This is a genomic window from Nocardioides mangrovicus (genome assembly GCF_003674065.1).
Lineage (GTDB): Bacteria > Actinomycetota > Actinomycetes > Propionibacteriales > Nocardioidaceae > Marmoricola > Marmoricola mangrovicus.
This window is the reverse complement of record NZ_RDBE01000007.1, coordinates 135,278-154,058: the sequence shown is the minus strand read 5'-3', so window position 1 is coordinate 154,058 and position 18,781 is coordinate 135,278. Positions and strand designations below refer to the sequence as shown.

At 73.1% G+C, this 18,781-nt stretch carries 19 protein-coding genes; 7 read left to right on the top strand and 12 right to left on the bottom strand.

Annotated elements, in window-relative coordinates; genetic code table 11:
- Window positions 1-10: 10 nt before the first annotated feature.
- The 5 genes from D9V37_RS10215 to mraZ all read right to left on the bottom strand — a co-directional run bounded on the left by D9V37_RS10215 (window position 11) and on the right by mraZ (window position 4,114).
- Window positions 11-1,810 carry a peptidoglycan D,D-transpeptidase FtsI family protein gene (locus D9V37_RS10215; RefSeq protein WP_232524850.1) on the bottom strand — a complete coding sequence of 600 codons (1,800 nt, stop codon included), beginning with the start codon at window positions 1,808-1,810 and terminating at the stop codon, window positions 11-13.
- Window positions 1,807-2,373, bottom strand: coding sequence for a cell division protein FtsL (locus tag D9V37_RS10210; RefSeq protein ID WP_121806060.1), 567 nt, complete (start codon window positions 2,371-2,373; stop codon window positions 1,807-1,809). The genes D9V37_RS10215 and D9V37_RS10210 overlap by 4 nt, the downstream gene beginning before the upstream one ends.
- A complete protein-coding gene (gene rsmH, locus D9V37_RS10205; protein ID WP_121806059.1) occupies window positions 2,370-3,329 on the bottom strand; it encodes a 16S rRNA (cytosine(1402)-N(4))-methyltransferase RsmH in 960 nt (319 codons plus the stop codon). Before rsmH ends, D9V37_RS10210 begins: the two co-directional genes overlap by 4 nt.
- Window position 3,330: 1 nt before the next feature.
- Entirely contained in the window at window positions 3,331-3,465 is a 135-nt protein-coding gene (locus D9V37_RS20880) for a hypothetical protein (RefSeq protein ID WP_269778375.1), read from the bottom strand.
- A gap of 211 nt (window positions 3,466-3,676) precedes the next feature.
- Entirely contained in the window at window positions 3,677-4,114 is a 438-nt protein-coding gene (mraZ, locus tag D9V37_RS10200; protein ID WP_121806058.1) for a division/cell wall cluster transcriptional repressor MraZ, read from the bottom strand.
- Between the two features lie 226 nt (window positions 4,115-4,340).
- Here mraZ and D9V37_RS10195 point away from each other — a divergent pair, with 226 nt between their 5' ends.
- Genes D9V37_RS10195 through D9V37_RS10185 form a run of 3 tightly spaced genes read left to right on the top strand, consistent with a single transcriptional unit; the run spans window position 4,341 to window position 8,894 of the window.
- A complete protein-coding gene (locus D9V37_RS10195; RefSeq protein WP_121806057.1) occupies window positions 4,341-5,342 on the top strand; it encodes an AAA family ATPase in 1,002 nt (333 codons plus the stop codon).
- A 4-nt stretch (window positions 5,343-5,346) separates the two neighbouring features.
- Window positions 5,347-6,606, top strand: a complete 1,260-nt coding sequence (locus D9V37_RS10190) for a DUF58 domain-containing protein (RefSeq protein WP_121806056.1) — start codon at window positions 5,347-5,349, stop codon at window positions 6,604-6,606.
- Entirely contained in the window at window positions 6,603-8,894 is a 2,292-nt protein-coding gene (locus tag D9V37_RS10185; RefSeq protein ID WP_121806055.1) for a transglutaminase family protein, read from the top strand. The genes D9V37_RS10190 and D9V37_RS10185 overlap by 4 nt, the downstream gene beginning before the upstream one ends.
- Here D9V37_RS10185 and D9V37_RS10180 read toward each other — a convergent pair whose 3' ends face one another.
- The 4 genes from D9V37_RS10180 to D9V37_RS10165 all read right to left on the bottom strand — a co-directional run bounded on the left by D9V37_RS10180 (window position 8,895) and on the right by D9V37_RS10165 (window position 11,857).
- Complete coding sequence (locus tag D9V37_RS10180) at window positions 8,895-9,368, bottom strand: DUF3040 domain-containing protein (RefSeq protein WP_232524849.1); 474 nt, start codon at window positions 9,366-9,368, stop codon at window positions 8,895-8,897.
- Between the two features lie 93 nt (window positions 9,369-9,461).
- Window positions 9,462-10,676 carry a DNA polymerase IV gene (dinB, locus tag D9V37_RS10175; RefSeq protein WP_232524848.1) on the bottom strand — a complete coding sequence of 405 codons (1,215 nt, stop codon included), beginning with the start codon at window positions 10,674-10,676 and terminating at the stop codon, window positions 9,462-9,464.
- 11 nt (window positions 10,677-10,687) lie between these two features.
- Window positions 10,688-11,410: a class I SAM-dependent methyltransferase gene (locus tag D9V37_RS10170; RefSeq protein ID WP_121806054.1), complete on the bottom strand. Its 723-nt coding sequence runs from the start codon at window positions 11,408-11,410 to the stop codon at window positions 10,688-10,690.
- 30 nt (window positions 11,411-11,440) lie between these two features.
- Window positions 11,441-11,857, bottom strand: a complete 417-nt coding sequence (locus tag D9V37_RS10165) for an SAV_6107 family HEPN domain-containing protein (RefSeq protein ID WP_121806053.1) — start codon at window positions 11,855-11,857, stop codon at window positions 11,441-11,443.
- Window positions 11,858-11,962: 105 nt separating this feature from the next.
- Here D9V37_RS10165 and D9V37_RS10160 point away from each other — a divergent pair, with 105 nt between their 5' ends.
- Complete coding sequence (locus tag D9V37_RS10160; protein WP_121806052.1) at window positions 11,963-12,457, top strand: YbaK/EbsC family protein; 495 nt, start codon at window positions 11,963-11,965, stop codon at window positions 12,455-12,457.
- Window positions 12,458-12,460: 3 nt separating this feature from the next.
- Window positions 12,461-13,771, top strand: a complete 1,311-nt coding sequence (locus D9V37_RS10155; protein ID WP_121806051.1) for a phytoene desaturase family protein — start codon at window positions 12,461-12,463, stop codon at window positions 13,769-13,771.
- A 10-nt stretch (window positions 13,772-13,781) separates the two neighbouring features.
- On the opposite strand, the gene metF is transcribed toward D9V37_RS10155, so the two are convergent.
- Window positions 13,782-14,672 (bottom strand): methylenetetrahydrofolate reductase [NAD(P)H], encoded by an 891-nt coding sequence (gene metF, locus D9V37_RS10150; protein WP_121806050.1) that lies wholly within the window; start codon window positions 14,670-14,672, stop codon window positions 13,782-13,784.
- 31 nt (window positions 14,673-14,703) lie between these two features.
- Here metF and D9V37_RS10145 point away from each other — a divergent pair, with 31 nt between their 5' ends.
- Window positions 14,704-15,777, top strand: coding sequence for a polyprenyl synthetase family protein (locus tag D9V37_RS10145; protein ID WP_232524847.1), 1,074 nt, complete (start codon window positions 14,704-14,706; stop codon window positions 15,775-15,777).
- On the opposite strand, the gene D9V37_RS10140 is transcribed toward D9V37_RS10145, so the two are convergent.
- Together D9V37_RS10140 and D9V37_RS10135 are read right to left on the bottom strand one after the other, a co-directional pair.
- Window positions 15,774-16,163: a ribonuclease domain-containing protein gene (locus tag D9V37_RS10140; protein WP_121806048.1), complete on the bottom strand. Its 390-nt coding sequence runs from the start codon at window positions 16,161-16,163 to the stop codon at window positions 15,774-15,776. The two genes, D9V37_RS10145 and D9V37_RS10140, sit on opposite strands and share 4 nt — an antisense overlap.
- On the bottom strand, window positions 16,163-16,513 hold the full coding sequence (locus D9V37_RS10135) for an Rv2175c family DNA-binding protein (protein WP_121806047.1): 351 nt from the start codon (window positions 16,511-16,513) through the stop codon (window positions 16,163-16,165). The genes D9V37_RS10140 and D9V37_RS10135 overlap by 1 nt, the downstream gene beginning before the upstream one ends.
- Window positions 16,514-16,624: 111 nt before the next feature.
- On the opposite strand from D9V37_RS10135, the gene pknB reads away from it, so the two are divergent.
- Window positions 16,625-18,724, top strand: coding sequence for a Stk1 family PASTA domain-containing Ser/Thr kinase (gene pknB, locus D9V37_RS10130; RefSeq protein ID WP_232524846.1), 2,100 nt, complete (start codon window positions 16,625-16,627; stop codon window positions 18,722-18,724).
- The last annotated feature ends 57 nt before the right edge of the window (window positions 18,725-18,781 follow it).

Genomic DNA, 18,781 nt, shown 5'->3' with positions numbered 1-18,781 from the left:
CGAGGTGACGCTACCTAAGGTCCGATCCCCAGTAGATGGGCAGGTTCGGTGCCTTGGTGCCGGTCGGCGTGACGCCGTAGCGCTGCAGCAGGAAGCTCTGGATCTTCGAGAACGCCGGGCCGCCGATGGAGCCGCCGCCACCACCGTTGGTGGGCTTGTTGATGACGACGTAGACGGTGAAGGCCGGCTTGTCGGCCGGCGCGAAGCCGGCGAAGGAGACCGTGAAGCCATTCCCGTAGCACTTGCACTTCGGGTCGACCTCCTGGGCCGTACCCGTCTTGCCGGCCACCCGGTAACCGGCCACCTGGGCGCCCGGGGCGGTGCCGGTCTCGGGGTTGGGCACCATCTCCATCATCCGCGTCATCTTGGTCGCGGCCTCGGTGGAGACCACGCGGCGCTTGGTGGTGTGGTCGGTGCCGACCTGCTGGCCGGAGTCGGTGGTGGCGCTGCCCTTGACCAGGCTCGGGCTGACGTAGACGCCGTGGTTGGCGATGGTGTTGATCGCCGCCGCCATCTGAAGCGTGTTGACCGAGATGCCCTGGCCGAAGGCGATGGTGGCCTGGTTGACCGCGCTCCAGCTGTGCCAGTCGGGCACCAGGCCCGCGGTCTCGCCGGCCAGCCCGACGCCCGTGCGGCTGCCCAGGCCGAACTCGCGCAGCTTGTCGTAGAGCTGCTCGTGGGTCAGCTGGGTGGCCGCCTCCGCGGTACCGATGTTGGAGGACTTAGCGATGACGCCGGTCATGGTCAGGTGCAGCACTGGGTGGGTGAACCAGTCGTGGATGGTCCGGTCGGCCACGTGCAGCTCGGGAGCCACGGTGATCTTGGTGCGCGGGGTGACCTTGTGGGCGTCGAGCAGCGAGCTGACGGTGAGCACCTTCTCCACCGAGCCCGGCTCGTAGACGTTCTGCAGCGACGGCGCCCCCAGCGTGCCCTTCTTCGCCGTGCTCGGGTCGTTGGCGTCGAAGGTCGGGCAGTCGGCCAGCGCGAGCACCTCGCCGGTGCCCGGACGCATCACCACCGCCGACCCCGACTCGGCGCCGGAGCCCTCGACGGCGTTGCACAGCACGCGCTGGACGTACCACTGGGTGTCGCGGTCGATGGTCAGCTCGAGGTCCTTGCCGTTGCGCGGCTCGACGGTGGTGTTCTGGCCCAGCGGGATGCGATTGCCGCCGCCCACCTCGTAGGTCTGTTTGCCGTCCTTGCCCGAGAGCAGCTTGTCGAAGGAGAGCTCAAGACCCGAGGGCTGGCCGTTGGCGTTGATGAAGCCGAGCAGGTTGGCCGCGACGTCCTTGCCCGGGTAGCTGCGCAGCGGGTCGGACATCAGCGTGACGCCCCCGAACGGGACCGCGCGCTTCTCCTTGTCCTTGATCAGCGGCTTGATCTTGGCCTGGATGGCGGTGACCGCCGCGGTGGCCTGGGTGGAGGGGATCCGGCGGGCCAGGTACTGGAAGCGGCTGTTCTTCTTGGTCAGCTTGGCCAGGGTGTCGAAGTAGTCGACGTCGAGCCGGTCGGCGAGCACCCGCGCGATGACCGCGGCGTAGGGCCGGGTCAGCGCCGGGTCGGCGATGAGCATCCGGCCCTGCACCGACTGCGCCAGGGGCGACCCGGTGCGGTCGAGGATCTCGCCGCGCTTGGCCGGCAGCACCGCGGTGACCGCGCCCTGCTCGCGCGCCTTCGCGGCGTACGCCTTGGGATCGAGGCCCTGGAGCTGGAACAGCCTCACGCCGAAGAGCGAGACCACCATGGCCACCACGAGCAGGAACATCCGCAGCCGGCCGGCGCTCCTGTCGCGAGCGGGACGAGCGCTCACTGGATGCTGTGCCCCTTCTTCTGACGGTGAGGCTTCTTCTCTACCGTGCTCGGGCTCGCGGACGGCGTAACCGCGGCCGGTGTGGCGGCCGGGACCTTGACGACCCGCGGCTTGGGAGCGAGCACCTCGGGCTTGACGGCCGGGGCCGGGTTGATCCGCATCGAGTCGTCCGGGGTGGCCGCGGTGGGCTGGCCGAGGATGGTGCCGTCGGTGAGCCGGATGAACGCCGGATCGGTCGGGACGACCATGCCCAGTGCCTTCGCGCGGGCGGCGAGCGCCTGCGGGTCGCGCTTGGCGGCCAGCTGCATGGACAGCGCCTGCTTCTTCGCGGTGAGCGCGTCGGCGCGGTTCTCCAGCGCGGTGGCGTGGAAGGAGGCCTGCTGCATCGAGGTGTTGAAGGCCAGCAGCCCGGCCACGCCGCCGCCGAGCAGCAGCACGACCAGCGCCACGAAGGGAGCCCGGCGGGCCTCCTCCACGCGGTCGGGCACGACGCTCAGCCGCGCGCGGCGCAGGGTCTCCTCGGCGAACCGAGGAACCCGGATCTCGCTCTTTAGGATGCTCACGCCGCGTCCTCCCTGACCCGTTCGATCGCGCGCAGCCGCACCGATGCGGCTCGCGGGTTGTCCTCGATCTCCTGCGCCGACGCCTGCTCCGAGCCCCGGGTGACCAGCCGCATGACCGGCTCGGACCCGGCCGGGACGACCGGCAGGTCGTCGGGCACCAGGCTGCGGGTGCGCTCGACGAAGGCCCGCTTGACCAGCCGGTCCTCCAGGGAGTGGTAGCTCATCACCACCACGCGACCGCCGACGGCGATGCAGTCCAGCGCGGCCGGCAGCGCGCGCCGCAGCGTGCCCAGCTCGTCGTTGACCTCGATGCGCAGCGCCTGGAACGTGCGCTTGGCCGGGTGCCCACCGGTACGCCGAGCCGGTGCGGGGATGGTCTCGCGCAGGAGCTCGACCAGCCGCGCGGAGCGGTCGAACGGCTCGCGCTCGCGCTCGCGGACGACGGCCCGCGCGATCTGGCGGGCGAAGCGCTCCTCGCCCCACTCGCGCAGCACCCGGGTCAGGCCCCGCTCGTCGTAGGTGTTGAGCACGTCGGCGGCGGTGGCGACGTCGGCGGAGTCGTCCATCCGCATGTCCAGCGGCGCGTCCTCGGCGTAGGCGAACCCGCGGTCGCGGTGGTCCAGCTGCATCGAGGAGACGCCGAGGTCGAAGAGCACGGCGTCGACCCGCGCCAGCCCGAGCCCGGCGAGCGCGTCGGGGAGGTCGTCGTAGCGGGCGTGGACCAGGTCAAGGCGGTCGGCGAACGGCGCCAGCCGCTGCCCGCTCAGCTCGAGGGCGTGCGGATCGCGATCGACGCCGACCACGCGGGCGCCGGGGAACCGGGTCAGCACGGCCTCGGTGTGCCCGCCGAGACCGAGCGTGGCGTCGACGAGCACGGCCCCGTCGTTCTCCAGCGCGGGGGCGAGCAGGTCCACCACGCGCCGCAGCAGGACCGGCTCGTGGGTGGGGGCCGCCACGTCAGCCGCCGATGCGGGGCAGGACGGCCAGGGCCAGGGCCAGCGCCAGCGACGCCGCCAGCGAGAAGCCCATGACGTAGAGCCCGTCGCGGACCTCGTGCCGGACCCGTCGGACGGGTGGCTGATGGACCTTCACGAAACCTCGACCCTCGTGGCTGCTGGTGGTGTGCTCTCGCATCGACGGGCACACGCAGGGCCAGGTTCTCCGCCCGCTCCGGCGCCGGGAGTCGCGGATCTGGCACCGGGGAAGGTGTGCCAGAGCCGGAAACGACCGTTCGCTCGGGCCAGGAGCGGGCGCGAGCCTCGTCCTGCGTGTGCCGCTGTGAAGTTGAGTTCGGTGGTGCCGGTCAGTCGTCGACGAACCCGAAGGCGCCGTCGAGGTTGGCGAAGCTGTCCTCCACGCCGGCCTGCTGCCGCTCCCAGGTCTGCGGCTCCCAGATCTCCACGTGGTCCATCACCCCGACCACGACGACCTCGCGCTCGGCGATGCCGGCGTAGCGGCGCAGGTCGGCGTTGAGCGGGATGCGGCCCTGCCGGTCCAGCGACTCCGAGGAGGAGTGGGAGAACAGGTAGCGCGTGTACTGCCGGGTCGTCTTGTCGGTCTGGCTCTTGCGGGACAGGTCCGCGATGGAGGCCTCGAAGCCGGACTCGGACCAGACCTGGAGGCAGTGCTCCTGACCCGGTGCGACCACGACGTCCTCCGTCAACGCGTCCCTGAACTTGGCCGGGAGGGTCAGTCGCCCCTTGTCGTCGAGCCTCGGGGTGAAGCGGCCGGTGAAGAACACCGCTCACCACCGATCTCCCCAGGAACGCCCTTGCCTCCCACTGCGCCCCACAGTACCCCACCTCTCCCCACAATCAACCATTTTCCCGCCCATGTCCCCCCACCACCCCACCCAGACCCCCGCGATCGGCCGGTGACGGCGTGTTGGCCGGTGACGTTTACTGGTGCGCACACGCAACGACTGGCCCCCTCGACGCCGTGGTGGGGCGGAATGGGGAACGCAGCCGATGACGAGCGCGCACCACGCGGCGGTAGGTCCCGATGCAGGCACAGGCCCGGACCCGGCGCGCATCAACGAGGTCGGCGAGGGCGCCAAGCGGATCCAGGACGCCGTCGAGCAGGTCATCGAGGGCAAGCCCGAGGTCGCCCGGCTGGCGCTGGTGGTGCTGCTGGCCGAGGGCCATCTGCTCATCGAGGACGTACCCGGCGTCGGCAAGACGATGCTGAGCAAGGCGCTGGCGCGGGCCATCGACTGCTCGGTGCGGCGGGTGCAGTTCACCCCCGACCTGCTGCCCTCGGACATCACCGGCGTCTCGGTCTACAACCAGGAGACCCGCGACTTCGAGTTCCGGCCCGGCGGGGTGTTCGCCAACATCGTGGTCGGCGACGAGATCAACCGCGCCTCCCCCAAGACCCAGTCGGCGATGTTGGAGTGCATGGAGGAGCGGCAGGTCACCGTCGACGGCACCACCTACGCCCTCGCCGCGCCCTTCCTGGTCATCGCCACGCAGAACCCGATCGAGATGGAGGGCACCTACGCGCTGCCCGAAGCCCAGCGCGACCGGTTCATGGCGCGGGTCTCCATGGGCTACCCGGTCAAGTCCGCCGAGATCGCCATGCTGGCCTCCCACACCGCCACCAACCCGCTGGCGGAGCTCCAGCCGGTCTCCGACGCCGAGGAGGTGCGCCGCCTCATCGAGTCGGTCATGACGGTCCACGTCTCCGAGGCGGTGCAGCGCCACGCCGTCGGCATCTCCGATGCCACCCGCACCTCCCGCGAGCTGCGGCTGGGCGCCTCGCCGCGCGCCACGCTGCACCTGGTGCGGGCGGCCAAGGCGTCGGCGGCCCTCGACGGACGCGACTTCGTCATCCCCGACGACCTGCTGCGGCTGGCCCCCGACGTGCTCACCCACCGGCTGGTGCCCACCGTGGAGGCGGCGGCCAGTGGCCGCAGTGCCCGCGAGATCCTCACCGACCTGCTCGCGCAGGTCCCGATCCACGGGGACTGAGCCGGTGGGCGCGGAGCGGCGATCACGGTGGGGGCTGGCGTTCTGGGCCTCCCTGACCGTCCGCGGCCGCTCGTTCCTGGCCGCCGGGATCACCGCGGTGGTGTGCGGCCTGGTGCTGCTCGAGCGCGACCTGGTGCGCATCGGCATCCTCTGCGTCGCGCTGCCGCTGGTCGCGGCGGTGTACGTGGCCACGCGCTCGCACCACCTGCGGCTGCACCGCGAGGTCTCCCCCGGCCACGTGCCGCCCGGCTCCCCCGCCACGGTGCGGGTGCGGCTGGAGAACAGCGGAGCGCCCACCGGGGTGCTGCTCCTGGAGGAACAGCTCGAGCCCGTGCTCGGCACCCCGCCGCGTTTCGTGGTGCCGCCGATGGGCCGCGACGGCCGCGAGCTGCTGGAGTACGTCGTGCACCCCACCGCACGCGGACGTCACCGGCTCGGACCGGTGCTGGTGCGCCAGCGCGAGCCGTTCGGCATGGTCGAGCGGCGCCAGGAGGTGCCGGGGTCGGCGTCGCTGCTGGTGCTCCCCCAGGTGCTGCCGCTGCCCGCGCTGCGGCTGAGCGGCAGCCGGTTCACCAACGGCGAGGAGAGCCCGCGCTCGTTCTCGGTGGGCACCGTCGCCGACGTCATCGTGCGCGAGTACCGCCGCGGCGACGACCTGCGCCGCGTCCACTGGCGCAGCACCGCCCGCACCGGTGAGCTGATGGTGCGCAACGAGGAGCAGCTGTGGCAGGCCCGGGCGGTGGTGCTGCTCGACAACCGGGCCGGCTCGCACCGCGGGGTGGGTCCCGGGTCGTCACTCGAGGCCGCCGTGGTGGCCGCCGCCTCCGCGGTGGTGCACCTGGCCGGGCTCGGCTACCAGGTGCGCCTGGTGACCTGCTCGGGACGCGTCGCCACCTACCACGAGCCCGGCCGGCCCCAAGATCCCTTCCCGGTGCTCGAACGGCTGGCCACGCTGCCCCTGGTGGCCACCACCGAGCTGCCCGACGTCGCGCTCGACGAGGAGACGACCGGCGGGGTCACCGTCGCCGTCGTGGCCGGAGGCTCGACCAGCGAGCGCGGCTGGTGGTCGCGCTTCCCGCGGCAGGCTGCGGCCGGGCTGGCGCTGGCCCTCGACGTCGACAGCTGGGGGCAACGACCCGACGAGGAGACGGCGCGAACCCCCGCCGAGCCGGCGACGCCGTGGCTGACCGCGCAGGGCTGGCGCGCCGCAGCGCTGGCGAAGGGCGATGCCCTGGTCGACGCCTGGCGGGAGCTGGACCGGTGAGCGAGCCCCGCGAGCTCGACCCCGCCGAGGCGCTGGCCCACCTGCTGGCCGCGGTGCGTGGGCTGCCGTTCGCGCTGCTCGGCGGACTCACCGCCTGGGTCTCGGTGGTGTCCTGGCACGGGATGGTCGAGGCGCCGCTGGGCTTCCTCGTGCCGCTCCTGGTCGCCACCGTCGTCCTGGTCACGGTCGGCTGGGCGGTGCGCCGGCGCTGGCAGCACGCCGGCCTGGCGCTGCTGGCCCAGCTGGTCGTGGTGCTGGTGGTGATGGTCCACCGCGCCACCGGCAGCTACCTGCCGACGCCCGGCGGCGTCGTCGACCTGTGGAACGAGCTGGTCGACGGGGCCCTGGCCGGGCAGCGCTACGTCTCGCCGGTCTCGACCCAGCACCCGGAGTTCGCGGCCGTGCTGCTGCTGGGCGGCCTCGGCATCGCGGTGGCCGTCGACCTGCTCGCCTGCGGAGTGCGGCACGCCGCCCTGGCCGGGCTGCCCCTGCTGCTCGCCGTCACCGTCTCGGCCAGCGTGCTGCTCTCGCCGGTGAGCTGGCTGGTGTTCGCGCTGGTGGCCATCGGCTGGCTGGCCCTCATCTCGCTGCAGGAGAGCAGTCGGCTGACGTCGTGGGAGTCCACCCGGTCCCAGCAGCCCGACGCGGCAGACCCCGGCGTCGAGCTGGGTGCGCTGGCCGGCATGGGAGGCCTCGCCGCCCGCATCGGCGCGTTCGGCGTCGTCGCCGCGGTGCTGCTGACCGCCGGCATCACCTCCCAGGGCCGCCAGCTGGGCGACTTCGGCGCCGGCAACGGCAACGGCACGCTCACCACGAGCAACCCGATGCTCGACATGCGCCGCAACCTGCGCGAGAGCGCCGACGTGCCGTTGGTGACGGTGCGCGCGAAGGAGCAGCCGGCCTACCTACGGCTGACCGTGCTCGACGACTTCACCGGCGACGCCTGGCAGCCCTTCGACCGCACCTTCGACAACACCAGCGTGGTGGCCACCAGCCTCCCGCCGCCGGCCGGCCTCTCACCGCTCAACCAGGGCACGGCCTCGACCTGGCGGCTGAGCGTGTCGCGGTCCTTCCCGACCCGCTGGCTACCGGTGCCCTACGTGACGTCGGTGCTGAACATCTCGGGCAGCTGGCGCTACTCCGCCGACACCCTCGACGTCATCTCCGGCACCGACGACACCGCCGCCGGGCTGAGCTACTCGCTGACCACCTACCAGCCGCTGGTCGACCCCTCGCAGGCCCGCGCCGCGGGGACTCCGCCGGCGACCATCCTGCGCAAGATGACCGACCTGCCGACCGACCTGCCGCTGATCTTCAAGCGGGTGGCCCAGCAGGTCACCGCGGGGGCGACGAACTCCTACGACCAGGCCGTGGCGCTCCAGAACTGGTTCCGCTCCGACGGCGGCTTCACCTACAGCACCAAGCCCTCCTCGGGCACCGGCACCGGCACGCTGGAGCGCTTCATCACCACCGACAAGGTCGGCTACTGCGAGCAGTTCTCCACCGCCATGGCGCTCATGGCCCGCACCCTGGGGATCCCCTCCCGGGTCTCGGTCGGCTTCTTGCGACCGACCAAGTCCGGCTCCTCGACCTGGACCTTCGGCACCCACGACCTCCACGCGTGGCCCGAGCTGTACTTCAACGGCGTCGGCTGGATCCGGTTCGAGCCCACCCCCGGCGGGCGCACCGGCAGCCCGCCGGACTACACCGCCGACCAGACGGCGCCGACGCAGGCGCCCACCCAGAGCGCCAGCGCCAACCCGACGACGCGCCCCAGCCAGGCCAAGCCGAGCATCGCGCCCAACAACTCCGACGCGAGCGGCCAGGCCGATTCCTCGTTCCCGTGGCGGCTGCTGGTCGTGGTGCTCGTGCTGCTGCTCCTGGTGGCACTGGCCCTGCTGCCGCGGCTGCTGCGCCGCGCGGGCGCCCGACGCCGGTGGGCCGCTGCGCGGTCGCCGGCCGCCGTGGCCGATGCGGCGTGGACCGAGGTCCGCGCCACCGCGATCGACCTCGAGCTGGGCTGGGTCGAGGGCGCCACCGTGCGCGGCAACGGCGAGCGGTTGCAGCGCGACGTGGTCGGCACCATCGACGCCCGCGACGCGCTGCGCGAGGTGGTCAGCTTCGTGGAGCTGACCCGCTACGCCGGACCCCGCGAGCTGCCCGCCGACCTGCGCGAGCGGCTGCAGGCCGACGTCGCGGCCTGGACCGAGGAGGCACGCCGCTCGGTGGATCCGCGCCGAGCCCGCCGGGCAAGGTGGTGGCCCCGCTCGATCTGGAAGCGGGGCTGATCAGAACCCGTTCTGGTCGCGGCGACGCTGCCAGCGCTGCTCGAGGCGCTGCAGGAACGTGCCCCGGCTGCCGCCGGAGCGAGGAGCGCGGGGGCGGCGCTGCTTGCGACCGCCCTGGATGAGGCTGAGACCGGGGTGGTCCCCCTCGGCCGGCGCCGGCCGCTGGCCGCCCTCGGCCACGGCCTGCCGGGTCTTCCAAGCGCTCAGCCCGATGGTGGCCGAGGCCAGCATCAGCACGAACCCGACGACACCGATCAGGATGCCCGGCGTGGGCGAGGAGTGGCTGCCACCGGTGATGGCACCGGTGAGCAGCAGCGCGACACCGCCGGCGAAGACGATCGCGGCGAGCACGATCCGGGCGCGGGTGGCGCGGGCGAAGCGGGTGCCGCGCAGCGTGGAGGCGAACTTGGGGTCGTCCTCGCTGAGCGCGCGCTCCATCTGGTCGAGCAGTCGCTGCTCCTCGTCAGAGAGCACCTCACACCTCCCGGCGGCCCATCATCGCTCCAGTGTAGGCAGCCATTTTCTGTGTCGGTACCCACACCTCGACATTTCCACCTTCCGTCCTGCCTACGGACGTCCGCCGGCCAGCAGCGAGGCCGGGCGCACGGCGCTGCGACCGAACCGGGAGGTGGCCCGGTCGACGGCCTGATCTGCCTCGCGCCACCCACGCTCGCGAGCCCCGAGAACCAGCTGGCGTTGCACGCCCTCGCACGGCACCAGCCCCTCGACGCGCACGCCGACCAGCCGCACGGTGCGTCGGGCGGGGTTCACGGCGTCGTACAGCGTGCCGACGACCGAGTAGATCTCCTCGGTGACGTCGGTGGGGTCGACCAGCGTGTGGGAGCGGGTCAGCGTCGTGAAGTCCGACCAGCGGACCTTGAGGGAGACCGTGCGTCCGGCCAGCCCGTTGGCCCGCGTCCGGGCGGCCACCTTGGCCGAGAGTCGTAAGAGCTCGCGCTGCACCGTCGCCGGGTCGCCGGTGTCGTGGCCGAACGTCTCCTCGGCGCCGATGCTGCGGTCGGGCACGTCGATGCCGCGTCGCTCGCGCACCCGGCGGCCGTCGGCTCCCCAGGCCAGGGCGCGCACGTGGGCGCCGGCGTGCGGGCCGAGGGCGCGGCGCAGCGTGGCCATCGGCGCGTGGGCGACGTCGCCGACGGTGACCAGGCCGACCGCGTTGAGCCGCTCGCGGGTCTTCTCCCCCACTCCCCACAGCTCCTCGACGGCAAGCGGGTGCAAGAAGCTGGTCATCCGGTCGCGCGGGACCACCACCACCCCGTCGGGCTTGGCGCGGCGGCTGGCCAGCTTGGCCACCGAGGCCGAGGTGGCGACACCCACCGAGCAGGTGATGCGCTGCTCGTCGGCCACCCGGGCCCGGATGTGCTCGGCCACCTGCAGCGGCGAGCCGAGACGGCGCAGCGACCCGGAGACGTCGAGGAACGCCTCGTCGACCGAGATCGCCTCCACGGTGGGGGTGATCTCGCGAAACAGCGCCATCACCGAGCGCGAGACCTGCTCGATGCTCTCGTGGTCGCACCGCAGGAACACCGCCTCGGGGCACAGTCGGCGCGCCCGAGCGGCGGGCATGCCCGAGCGCACCCCGGCGCGACGGGCCGGGTAGGTGGCCGAGAGCACCACACCGCGCATGCCACCGCCCTGGGTGGGTCCACCGCCGACGATGACCGGGCGGCCAGCGAGCTCGGGGCGGTCGCGCACGCTGACGGCTGCGAAGAAGGCGTCCATGTCGACGTGCAGCACGTGGCAGCCCGCCGAGCGGTCAGCCACGCCCGCGCCGATCAGCCGCTGGCGAGCACGTGGAGCGCAGCCGCCAGGGCGAGGTACTCCGATCGCACGGCCACCGCCCGCTCCAGCTCGAGCAGCGCCTCGGTGGCGCCGGGCTCGAGGTCGAGCAGACCGGCCGGGACCAGGTCGGTGAAGACCCGGACCCCGTGGACGGCGGCGACGCCGAAGCCGGCCTCGACCAGGAGCGCGATGATCTCGTCGGCGGTGAAGCGGCCCTCCTGGGCAGGATCGGGCGCCGTGGCCTCGAGGGCGAGCCGGGCCTGCTGGAAGTGGCCGGCCATCGCGCGGGCCAGGACCATGGCGTGCCGCTGGGCGACCACGAGCGAGAGCGTGCCGCCGGGCCGTAGGAGGTCCCGCAGCGCGGCGAGCGCCGGCTCGGGGCGCTCGACCAGCCCCAGCACGCCGTGGCACAGCACCAGGTCGGCCGGCCCGGGCAGGCCCGGGAGGTCGGGCAGGTCGGAGAGGTCGCCCTGGACGCCGGTGACCAACGAGGCGAGGTCGGCCTCGCGGGCCCGGCGGCCCAGCGCGGCCAGCGCGTCGGGGCTGGGGTCGACCACGACGACCTGGTGGCCGAGGGCGGCGAGCCGGACGGCGAACCCCCCGGTGCCACCGCCGATGTCGACGACCGTGGCGTGCTCGGGCAGCGGCAGCCCGCGCACGTCGTCCCACACCACACCTGCGCGCAGCGCCGCGCGTCGCTCGAGGGGACGGTCCACGGGCCCGAGCCTAGGCGGAGGCCGGACCGCTCAGGCAACGTGACTGCTCGCCACCGGCTCGGCGTGGCGCACCACGCCCAGCGACTGCTCAACGACGGCCAGGAACCGGTCGGCCTCGCGGACCAGGTCGTCGGCCTCGCGTGCGGTGACGGCACGACGCGAGCCGGCCTGGGCCGCCGCCCGCTTGTCGGCGCCGGCGGCGAAGAGGGTGGCCCACTCGGCGAGCTCGGGGGCTACCTGGGCCAGCAGCACCCAGGCGTTGCGCTGCGGACGGCGCCGCTCGACGGTGGGCTCGGCCCGCGCCGCCAGCAGGGCGGCGGTGGCCCGCAGTGCTGCCACGTGGGCGGTGGCGTAGCGCGTGGGGACGTCGTGACAGGCAGCGGCCTCGGCCAGCGACGCGGCGGCGAGGTCGAGGTAGGAGTGCGTGGCCGCGGGGAGGTAGGTCATGGTCGGTGTCCTCTCTGGTGCTCGACCCCTCGAACGTCTGTTCGACTACGTCCAGTAGACACCAGCCGGACGAGGTGGTCAAGGCTCTTGGGTAGGTTCGCGCCCATGGCGCAGGAGCAGGCAGGCGCGACCGAGCCGGCGGCGGTCGGCCGCTTCCGTGAGCGGCTCAGGGAGCTCGGCGGCACCGGGCGGATCGTGGTGCTGCCCGACACGGTGCACACGGCGGCGCTCGCAGCGGCGGCGCTGGGGTGCGAGGTCGGGGCCATAGCCAACAGCCTGCTGTTCGCCACCGACAGTTCTGAGCCCGTGCTGGTCCTCACCTCCGGCGCGCACCGGGTGGACACCGAGCGGACCGCCGCCGCGATCGGCGTCGGCGAGCTGCGCCGCGCCACGCCGGAGTTCGTCCGCGAGCACACCGGACAGGTCATCGGCGGGGTCTCGCCGCTGGGTCACCCGCACCCCGTGCGCACCTATCTGGACCCCTGGATGCGCCGGCACGAGGAGATCTGGGCGGCGGCCGGTCACCCGGCGGCGGTGTTCTCGACGACCGTCGAGGAGCTGCTGCGGCTGACCGGCGCGGTCGAGATCGACGTGGCCTAGCCGGTGGCCCGGGTCGCCGTCGTCGGCGGTGGGTACGCCGGCATGGCCTGCGCGGCCAGGCTGGCCAAGCTCGGTCACGAGGTCACCGTCCACGAGGCCGCCGACCGGCTCGGCGGCGCGCTCGGCACGCTCGAGCACGACGGGTACCGCTGGGACACCGGGCCTGCTCACACGCTGCTGCCCGCCGTGGTGCGCGACCTGTTCCGGAAGACGGGCCGGGCGCTGGAGCAGGAGCTGGCCCGCCTGGACGTGCCCGACCTGGAGCCGGCGCCGCCCCGACGTCACGTGCTCTCCGACGGCAGCGTCGTCGACCTGCCCGAGGGCCGCGCGGAGTCGCTGCACGCTCTGGACGCGGCGTACGGCACGGGTGCCGGAGCCGCCTGGCTGCGCTACACCGACGAGTTCAACGACGCCTGGGCCGACCTGCGACGCGACTGGTTCGAGCAGCCGTGGTCGCCCGACCACGCCTCCGCGCGGGCCCGGCAGCTGCTGACCAGCCGCTACCCGCTGGCCAAGCTGGTGCGCACGGCGCTGCCCGACGACCGGCTGCGCGAGCTCGCGCTGGGCTGGACGGTGCTGGAGGGCCAGGACGCGGCGCGGATGCCGGCCTGGACCGGCGTGCGCAGCTACCTGGAGCAGAAGTTCGGCACCTGGACCCTGCCCGGCGGGATGGGCCGGCTGGCCGAGGTGCTCGCCGGCCGGCTGGCCACCCGCGGCGTCGCGGTGCACCTGGGCACGACGGTCCTCGACCTGGTGGTGCGCGAGGACCGCGTCGCAGCCGTGCGGACGGCCGCGGGCGACGAGCCGTGCGAGGTGGCCGTGGTCGCCACCGACCCGCGTCGGCTGCCCGTGCTCGCGCCGCTGGTCTCACGCTCGACCCCGACCCTGCCGCCGGCGGTGTGCCACCTCGGTCTCACCGAGGACGCCGGCCTGCCGTTCGAGACCGTCCTGCACGGAGATCCGCACCTCGTGGTGCGCGCGAGCGGAGCGGCCGTGACGATCCTGGGCCGCGGCCGGGGCACCGAGGACCTGGTGGAGGCGCTGGCGGCTCGCGGGACCGACCTGCGCGGCCGCATCGAGGTGCGCGTGGACCGCTCGCCGCGCGACCTGGCGGCGCAGTGGAACGGATCGCCCTACGGCGTGGCCTGGCAGGACCCGCGCACGCTCGCCCGGCGGGGCCGCTACCGGCTCGGCACCACGACGCCGCTGACCGGCGTGCACGCCGCCGGGGCCCACGGCCCGCTGGGCGCCGGGCTGCACCACGTCGGGCTCTCCGCGGCGCTGGTCGCTCAGGCCGTCGGGGCAGCCGACTGACGAGCGCGGACTAGCCGGTCAGCGATCCGAGCGAGGCCCAGATCTCCCGGGTCGCCTTGGAGCGGTTGAGCGTGTAGAAGTGCAGGCCGGGGGCACCGGCGGCCAGCAGCGTCTCGCACAGCTCGGTGGCCATGGCGATGCCCTCGGCGCGGACGGCGGCGGGGTCGTCCTTGAGGGGCTCGAGGCGGGCCAGCACCTCGGCCGGCATCTCGCGGCCCGAGAGCTCGACCATGCGCTCCATCGAGCGCAGGTTCAGGATCGGCATGATGCCGGGGATGATCGGGAACTCGACGCCGGCGGCCCGGGCCCGCTCGACCAGCCCGAGGTAGTCCGAGGCCCGGAGCACCATCTCCGTGACGGCGAACGACGCCCCGGCGTCGCGCTTGGCGCGCAGCACCTCGGCGTCCTGCTCCAGCGAGGTCGCCCCCACATGACCCTCGGGGAAGGCTGCGACGCCGATGCAGACGTCGGCGTGGTCGCGGACGAAGGCGACCAGCTCGCTGGCGTAGTCGAGCCCTCCCGGGGTGCTGGTCCACGACGCGCGCGGCCCCTCCTGCGGGTCGCCGCGCAGCGCCAGCACGTTGCGGACGCCGGCCTGCTGCAGCCGGCCCAGCACGACGTCCAGCTCGTCGGTGGTGTGACCGACGCAGGTCAGATGGGCCATCGGCAGCATCGAGGTCTCGCGGGCGATGCGGCCGGTGATCTCGACGACCCGGTCGCGGTTGCCGCCGCCGGCGCCGTAGGTGACCGAGACAAACGTCGGGCGCAGCGGTTCGAGCTCGCTGATCGAGCGCCACAGCACCTCCTCGCCCTCGGCGTCCTTGGGCGGGGAGAACTCGAACGAGAACGATCGGCGACCCCGGAGGAGCAGGCCGTCGAGGCGGTCGCCGATCGAATTCATGCCTGAAATGCTAGGCATTACGCTGACCGTCGTGACCGATGGGCCCGGGGGATGGGACGTCTCCGCCTTCCGCGACGACGTCGAGAAGCAGCTGATGGGCTTCGTCGAGGACCACGCCGTCTGGCTCGACCGGCTCGGTCCCGACGCCGAACGAATGATGGCAGCGGCGCGGACCAGCCTCAGCGGCGGGAAGCGGTTCCGGGCGATGTTCTGCTACTGGGGCCACCGTGCCGTGGCCGTCCCGAGCGACGAGGCCGCGCTGCTGCGGGCCTGCGCCTCCCTGGAGCTGCTGCACGCGAGCGCGCTGGTGCACGACGACGTCATGGACGCCTCCGACGTCCGCCGCGGGCACCCCACCACCCACCACCACTTCGCGGCCCTGCACCGCCACCAGGCCTGGCGCGGCGACCCCGACCAGTACGGCGTGGCCGCCGCGCTGCTCCTGGGCGACCTGCTGCTGAGCTGGGCCGACGAGATGCTGCGCACCTGCGGGCTGCCCCACAAGCGGGTCCGTGCCGCCCAGCACTGGTTCGACCTGACCCGCAGCGAGGTCGTCACCGGGCAGTTCCTCGACGTCTCGGCGCAGGCCCGGGCGGCCGGCGACGTCGACACCGCGATGAACGTGCTGCGCTACAAGTCGGCCAAGTACTCCATCGAGCGGCCGCTCCACATCGGCGCGGCCCTGGCCGGCGCCGAGCCCGACACGATCCGCCAGCTCACCCGCTTCGGGCTGCCGCTGGGTGAGGCCTTCCAGCTGCGCGACGACCTGCTGGGGGTCTTCGGCGATCCCGAGGTGACCGGCAAGCCCGCCGGCGACGACCTGACCGAGGGCAAGCGGACCGTGCTGGTCGCCCTGGCGCTCGACGCCCTCTCCCCCGGCGACGCCGCCCATCTCGACCGCAGCCTGGGACAACCGCTCGGTGCCCAGGAGGTCGAGCGGCTGCGCGGACTGATCGACCGCAGCGGCGCGCGGGCGCAGGTAGAGGACGTGATCGGCGAGCTCACCCGGCGCGCCCTCGTGCGGCTGGACGAGGCCGAGATCGACGCCGGCGCCCGCGAGGAGCTACGGGCGCTGGCCGACGCCGCGACGCAGCGCGTCGTTTAGCGCTTGATCTGCTCGAACCGCTTGGCGTCGGCGGAGTAGTACAGCGTGCCGTCCTGCCCCTGGACGATCAGCGCGGAGCCGGAGACGCCGTAGCGGTGGTAGTACCCGGTCGGCTGGGTGGGCAGGAGGTGGGCGTCGTTGCGGTAGACGGTGCCGTCGGTGCTGCTGGGGAACGGGCCCCCAGCGTCGATGCGGCTCACCGCGCTGCGGGCGGCACCCGAGAGCGCCGACTCCGCGACGTAGCTCGAGCCCGTGTCGGAGGACGTCGCCGGGTCGGCGTGGGACTTGCCCGAGTGCAGGAAGGTCCAGCCGCCGACGAGCACCAGCACCACCAGCAGCACGACCACGACGCGCTCGAGGACGCTCGCGACCCGGCTCTCGGCCATCAGAACGCCATCGCCTGGGCGCGGCGCTTGACCTCGCTGCCGCGGTTCTCACGCAGTGCGTCGATGGGTCGGCCGGGCAGGGTGTCGTCGTCGGTGAACAGCCAGGTCAGCGCCTCGCGGTCGTCGTAGCCGCCGTCGTGGAGCACCGTCAGGACGCCGGGGACGCCCTTGACGACCTGGCCGTCGGCGATGAGGGCGGCCGGCACCTGCTGGCCCGCCCCGTCGCGCGGGACGGCACCGGCCAGCTGATGCTCGCGCACGTACTGGCTGATCTTGCTCACGGGCACGTTCAGGTGCTGCGCACAGGTCTTGTGGTCGAGCCACTCGCCCACCAGCGAACCGAGGTCCATGACGCCGATCGTAAAGGCCCGCAGCCCGACCTACCGGGCCCAGATCGCCCGACCCACTAGCCTGGGACGGTCCAGGACCGTGCCTGGGCGAATCCTGTGGAGGTTCTTCGCGTGGAGCGCACGACAGCCGACCGGGTCGCCGACCCGATCATCGGCCGCTCCCTCGACGACCGCTACCGGATCCTCCAGCGCATCGCGCGGGGCGGGATGGCGACGGTCTACGAGGCGGTCGACACCCGACTCGACCGGGCGGTCGCGGTCAAGGTCATGCACGAGGGACTGCGCCAGAGCGGGAGCCAGGAGGAGGAGTTCTCCCAGCGCTTCCGCCGCGAGGCACAGGCCGCGGCACGGCTCGCGCACCAGAACGTGGTGGCGGTCTTCGACCAGGGCGACGACGACGGCACGCTCTACCTGGTCATGGAGTACGTGCCGGGGATCACCCTGCGCGACCTGGTCCGGGCCGAGGCGCCGATCGCGCCGCTGAAGACGCTGATGGTGGTCGAGCCGGTGCTCGAGGCGCTGGCCGCGGCCCACCGGGCGGGCATGATCCATCGCGACGTCAAGCCGGAGAACGTCCTGCTGGCCGACGACGGTCGCGTCAAGGTCGCCGACTTCGGCCTGGCCCGAGCGATCAACGCCGAGACCCAGCACACCAGCACCGGCGTGCTCATCGGCACCGTCTCCTACCTCTCCCCCGAGCTCGTGGTGGCCGGGGAGGCCGACGCGCGCGCCGACGTCTACGCCGTCGGCGTCCTGCTCTACGAGATGCTCACCGGCGAGAAGCCGCACCAGGCCGAGACGCCGATCCAGGTGGCCTACAAGCACGTGCACGAGGACATCCCGCCGCCCTCGGCGCGCGTGCCCGGGCTCCCGGCCTACCTCGACGCGCTGGTCGCACGGGCGACGGCGCGCGACACCTCGTTGCGGCCGCGCGACGCCGGCGTCCTGCTGCACCAGGTGCACCGCGTGCACTCCGCCCTGGCGGCCGGTGTCGTGGACGACCCCGACCTGGTCGAGGACCTGCTGCCGGTCGCCCACCGGCGCGACCCCTTCGTCGACACCGACGACCAGATGCCGCGCGTCATCATCGACCCCTCCCAGGACACCGCCTCCTGGTCGCCGCTGGAGGACTCCGACGGGTTCGACGCCGTCGCGATCGACGACGCCTACGCCGGCTCGGGCTACCAGGACTTCGCGCCGTACTCCTCGGGCACCGAGCCGACCTCGGCCATCAACGGCGCGGCGGCGGTCGCCATGCCACCGGCACCGGAGCCGGCCCGGGTGCCGCCTCAGCGCCCGCCCGGACCGCAGCGACCACGACCTCGGCGCTCGCGACGCGGGCCGATCATGCTCATCGGGCTGCTGGTGGCCGCGCTCGCGGTCGGGGTGGGTGCCTGGTACTTCGGCATCGCCCGCTACACGAACACTCCGGGCGTCATCAACCTCGCGCAGGCCGACGCGAAGGACAAGATCACCCAGGCCGGGCTGAAGTTCAAGGTCGGCGGGCAGGCCTACTCCACGGGCGTACCTCAAGGTGCCGTCGTCAGCACCAACCCCGACCCGGGCTCACGCATCCTCAAGGGACACACCGTCGCGGTGACGATCTCGCGCGGACCCGAGACCCACGCCGTGCCCGACGTGCGCGGCCGGACGCTGGACAAGGCCCAGCAGATGCTGCAGGACGCCAAGCTCAGCTATGGCAACGCCACCGAGCAGTACAGCCAGAAGGTGGCCGAGGGGAAGGTCATCACGACCAACCCGGTGCCGGGCACCCAGCTGCGCGGCGGCTCACCGGTCGACGTCGTGGTCAGCAAGGGCAAGAAGCCGATCGACGTGCCGAACTACATCGGCCAGGACGTCGACACCGCGATCGCCGGTCTGAAGCAGGCCGGGTTCAAGGTCTCCCGCAAGGACGTCTACTCCGACTCCGTACCGGCCGGCATCGTCGGCAAGCAGACGCCCCAGGGTGGCACGCTGTTCCGGGGCGCCTCCGTAGGGATCGTGGTGTCCAAGGGACCGCAGATGGTGCTGGTGCCGAAGACCGTCGGGCTCGACATCGCGCGGGCCACCGCGCGGCTGAAGAAGCGCGGGTTCCAGGTCGCCACCACCAACGCACCGACCTACGTCGGCCTCAACATCGTCGTGGCCTCCACCCCCGACCAGGGCACGATGGCGCCCAAGGGCAGCACGATCACGCTCACGCTGACCTGACCGGTTGTCCACAGATCTGCTCGGCCGGGTGTGGCGGGGGCGTCAACCCGGGTAGGT

Bases quoted from the DNA above. Each gene is read 5' to 3' on its own strand.
- D9V37_RS10165 (WP_121806053.1), bottom strand. From the start codon at position 11,857: ATGACCTACCTCCCCGCGGCCACGCACTCCTACCTCGACCTCGCCGCC.
- D9V37_RS10135 (WP_121806047.1), bottom strand. From the start codon at position 16,513: ATGGACCTCGGTTCGCTGGTGGGCGAGTGGCTCGACCACAAGACCTGT.
- metF (WP_121806050.1), bottom strand. From the start codon at position 14,672: ATGAATTCGATCGGCGACCGCCTCGACGGCCTGCTCCTCCGGGGTCGC.
- D9V37_RS10195 (WP_121806057.1), top strand. From the start codon at position 4,341: ATGACGAGCGCGCACCACGCGGCGGTAGGTCCCGATGCAGGCACAGGC.
- D9V37_RS10160 (WP_121806052.1), top strand. From the start codon at position 11,963: ATGGCGCAGGAGCAGGCAGGCGCGACCGAGCCGGCGGCGGTCGGCCGC.
- D9V37_RS10140 (WP_121806048.1), bottom strand. From the start codon at position 16,163: ATGGCCGAGAGCCGGGTCGCGAGCGTCCTCGAGCGCGTCGTGGTCGTG.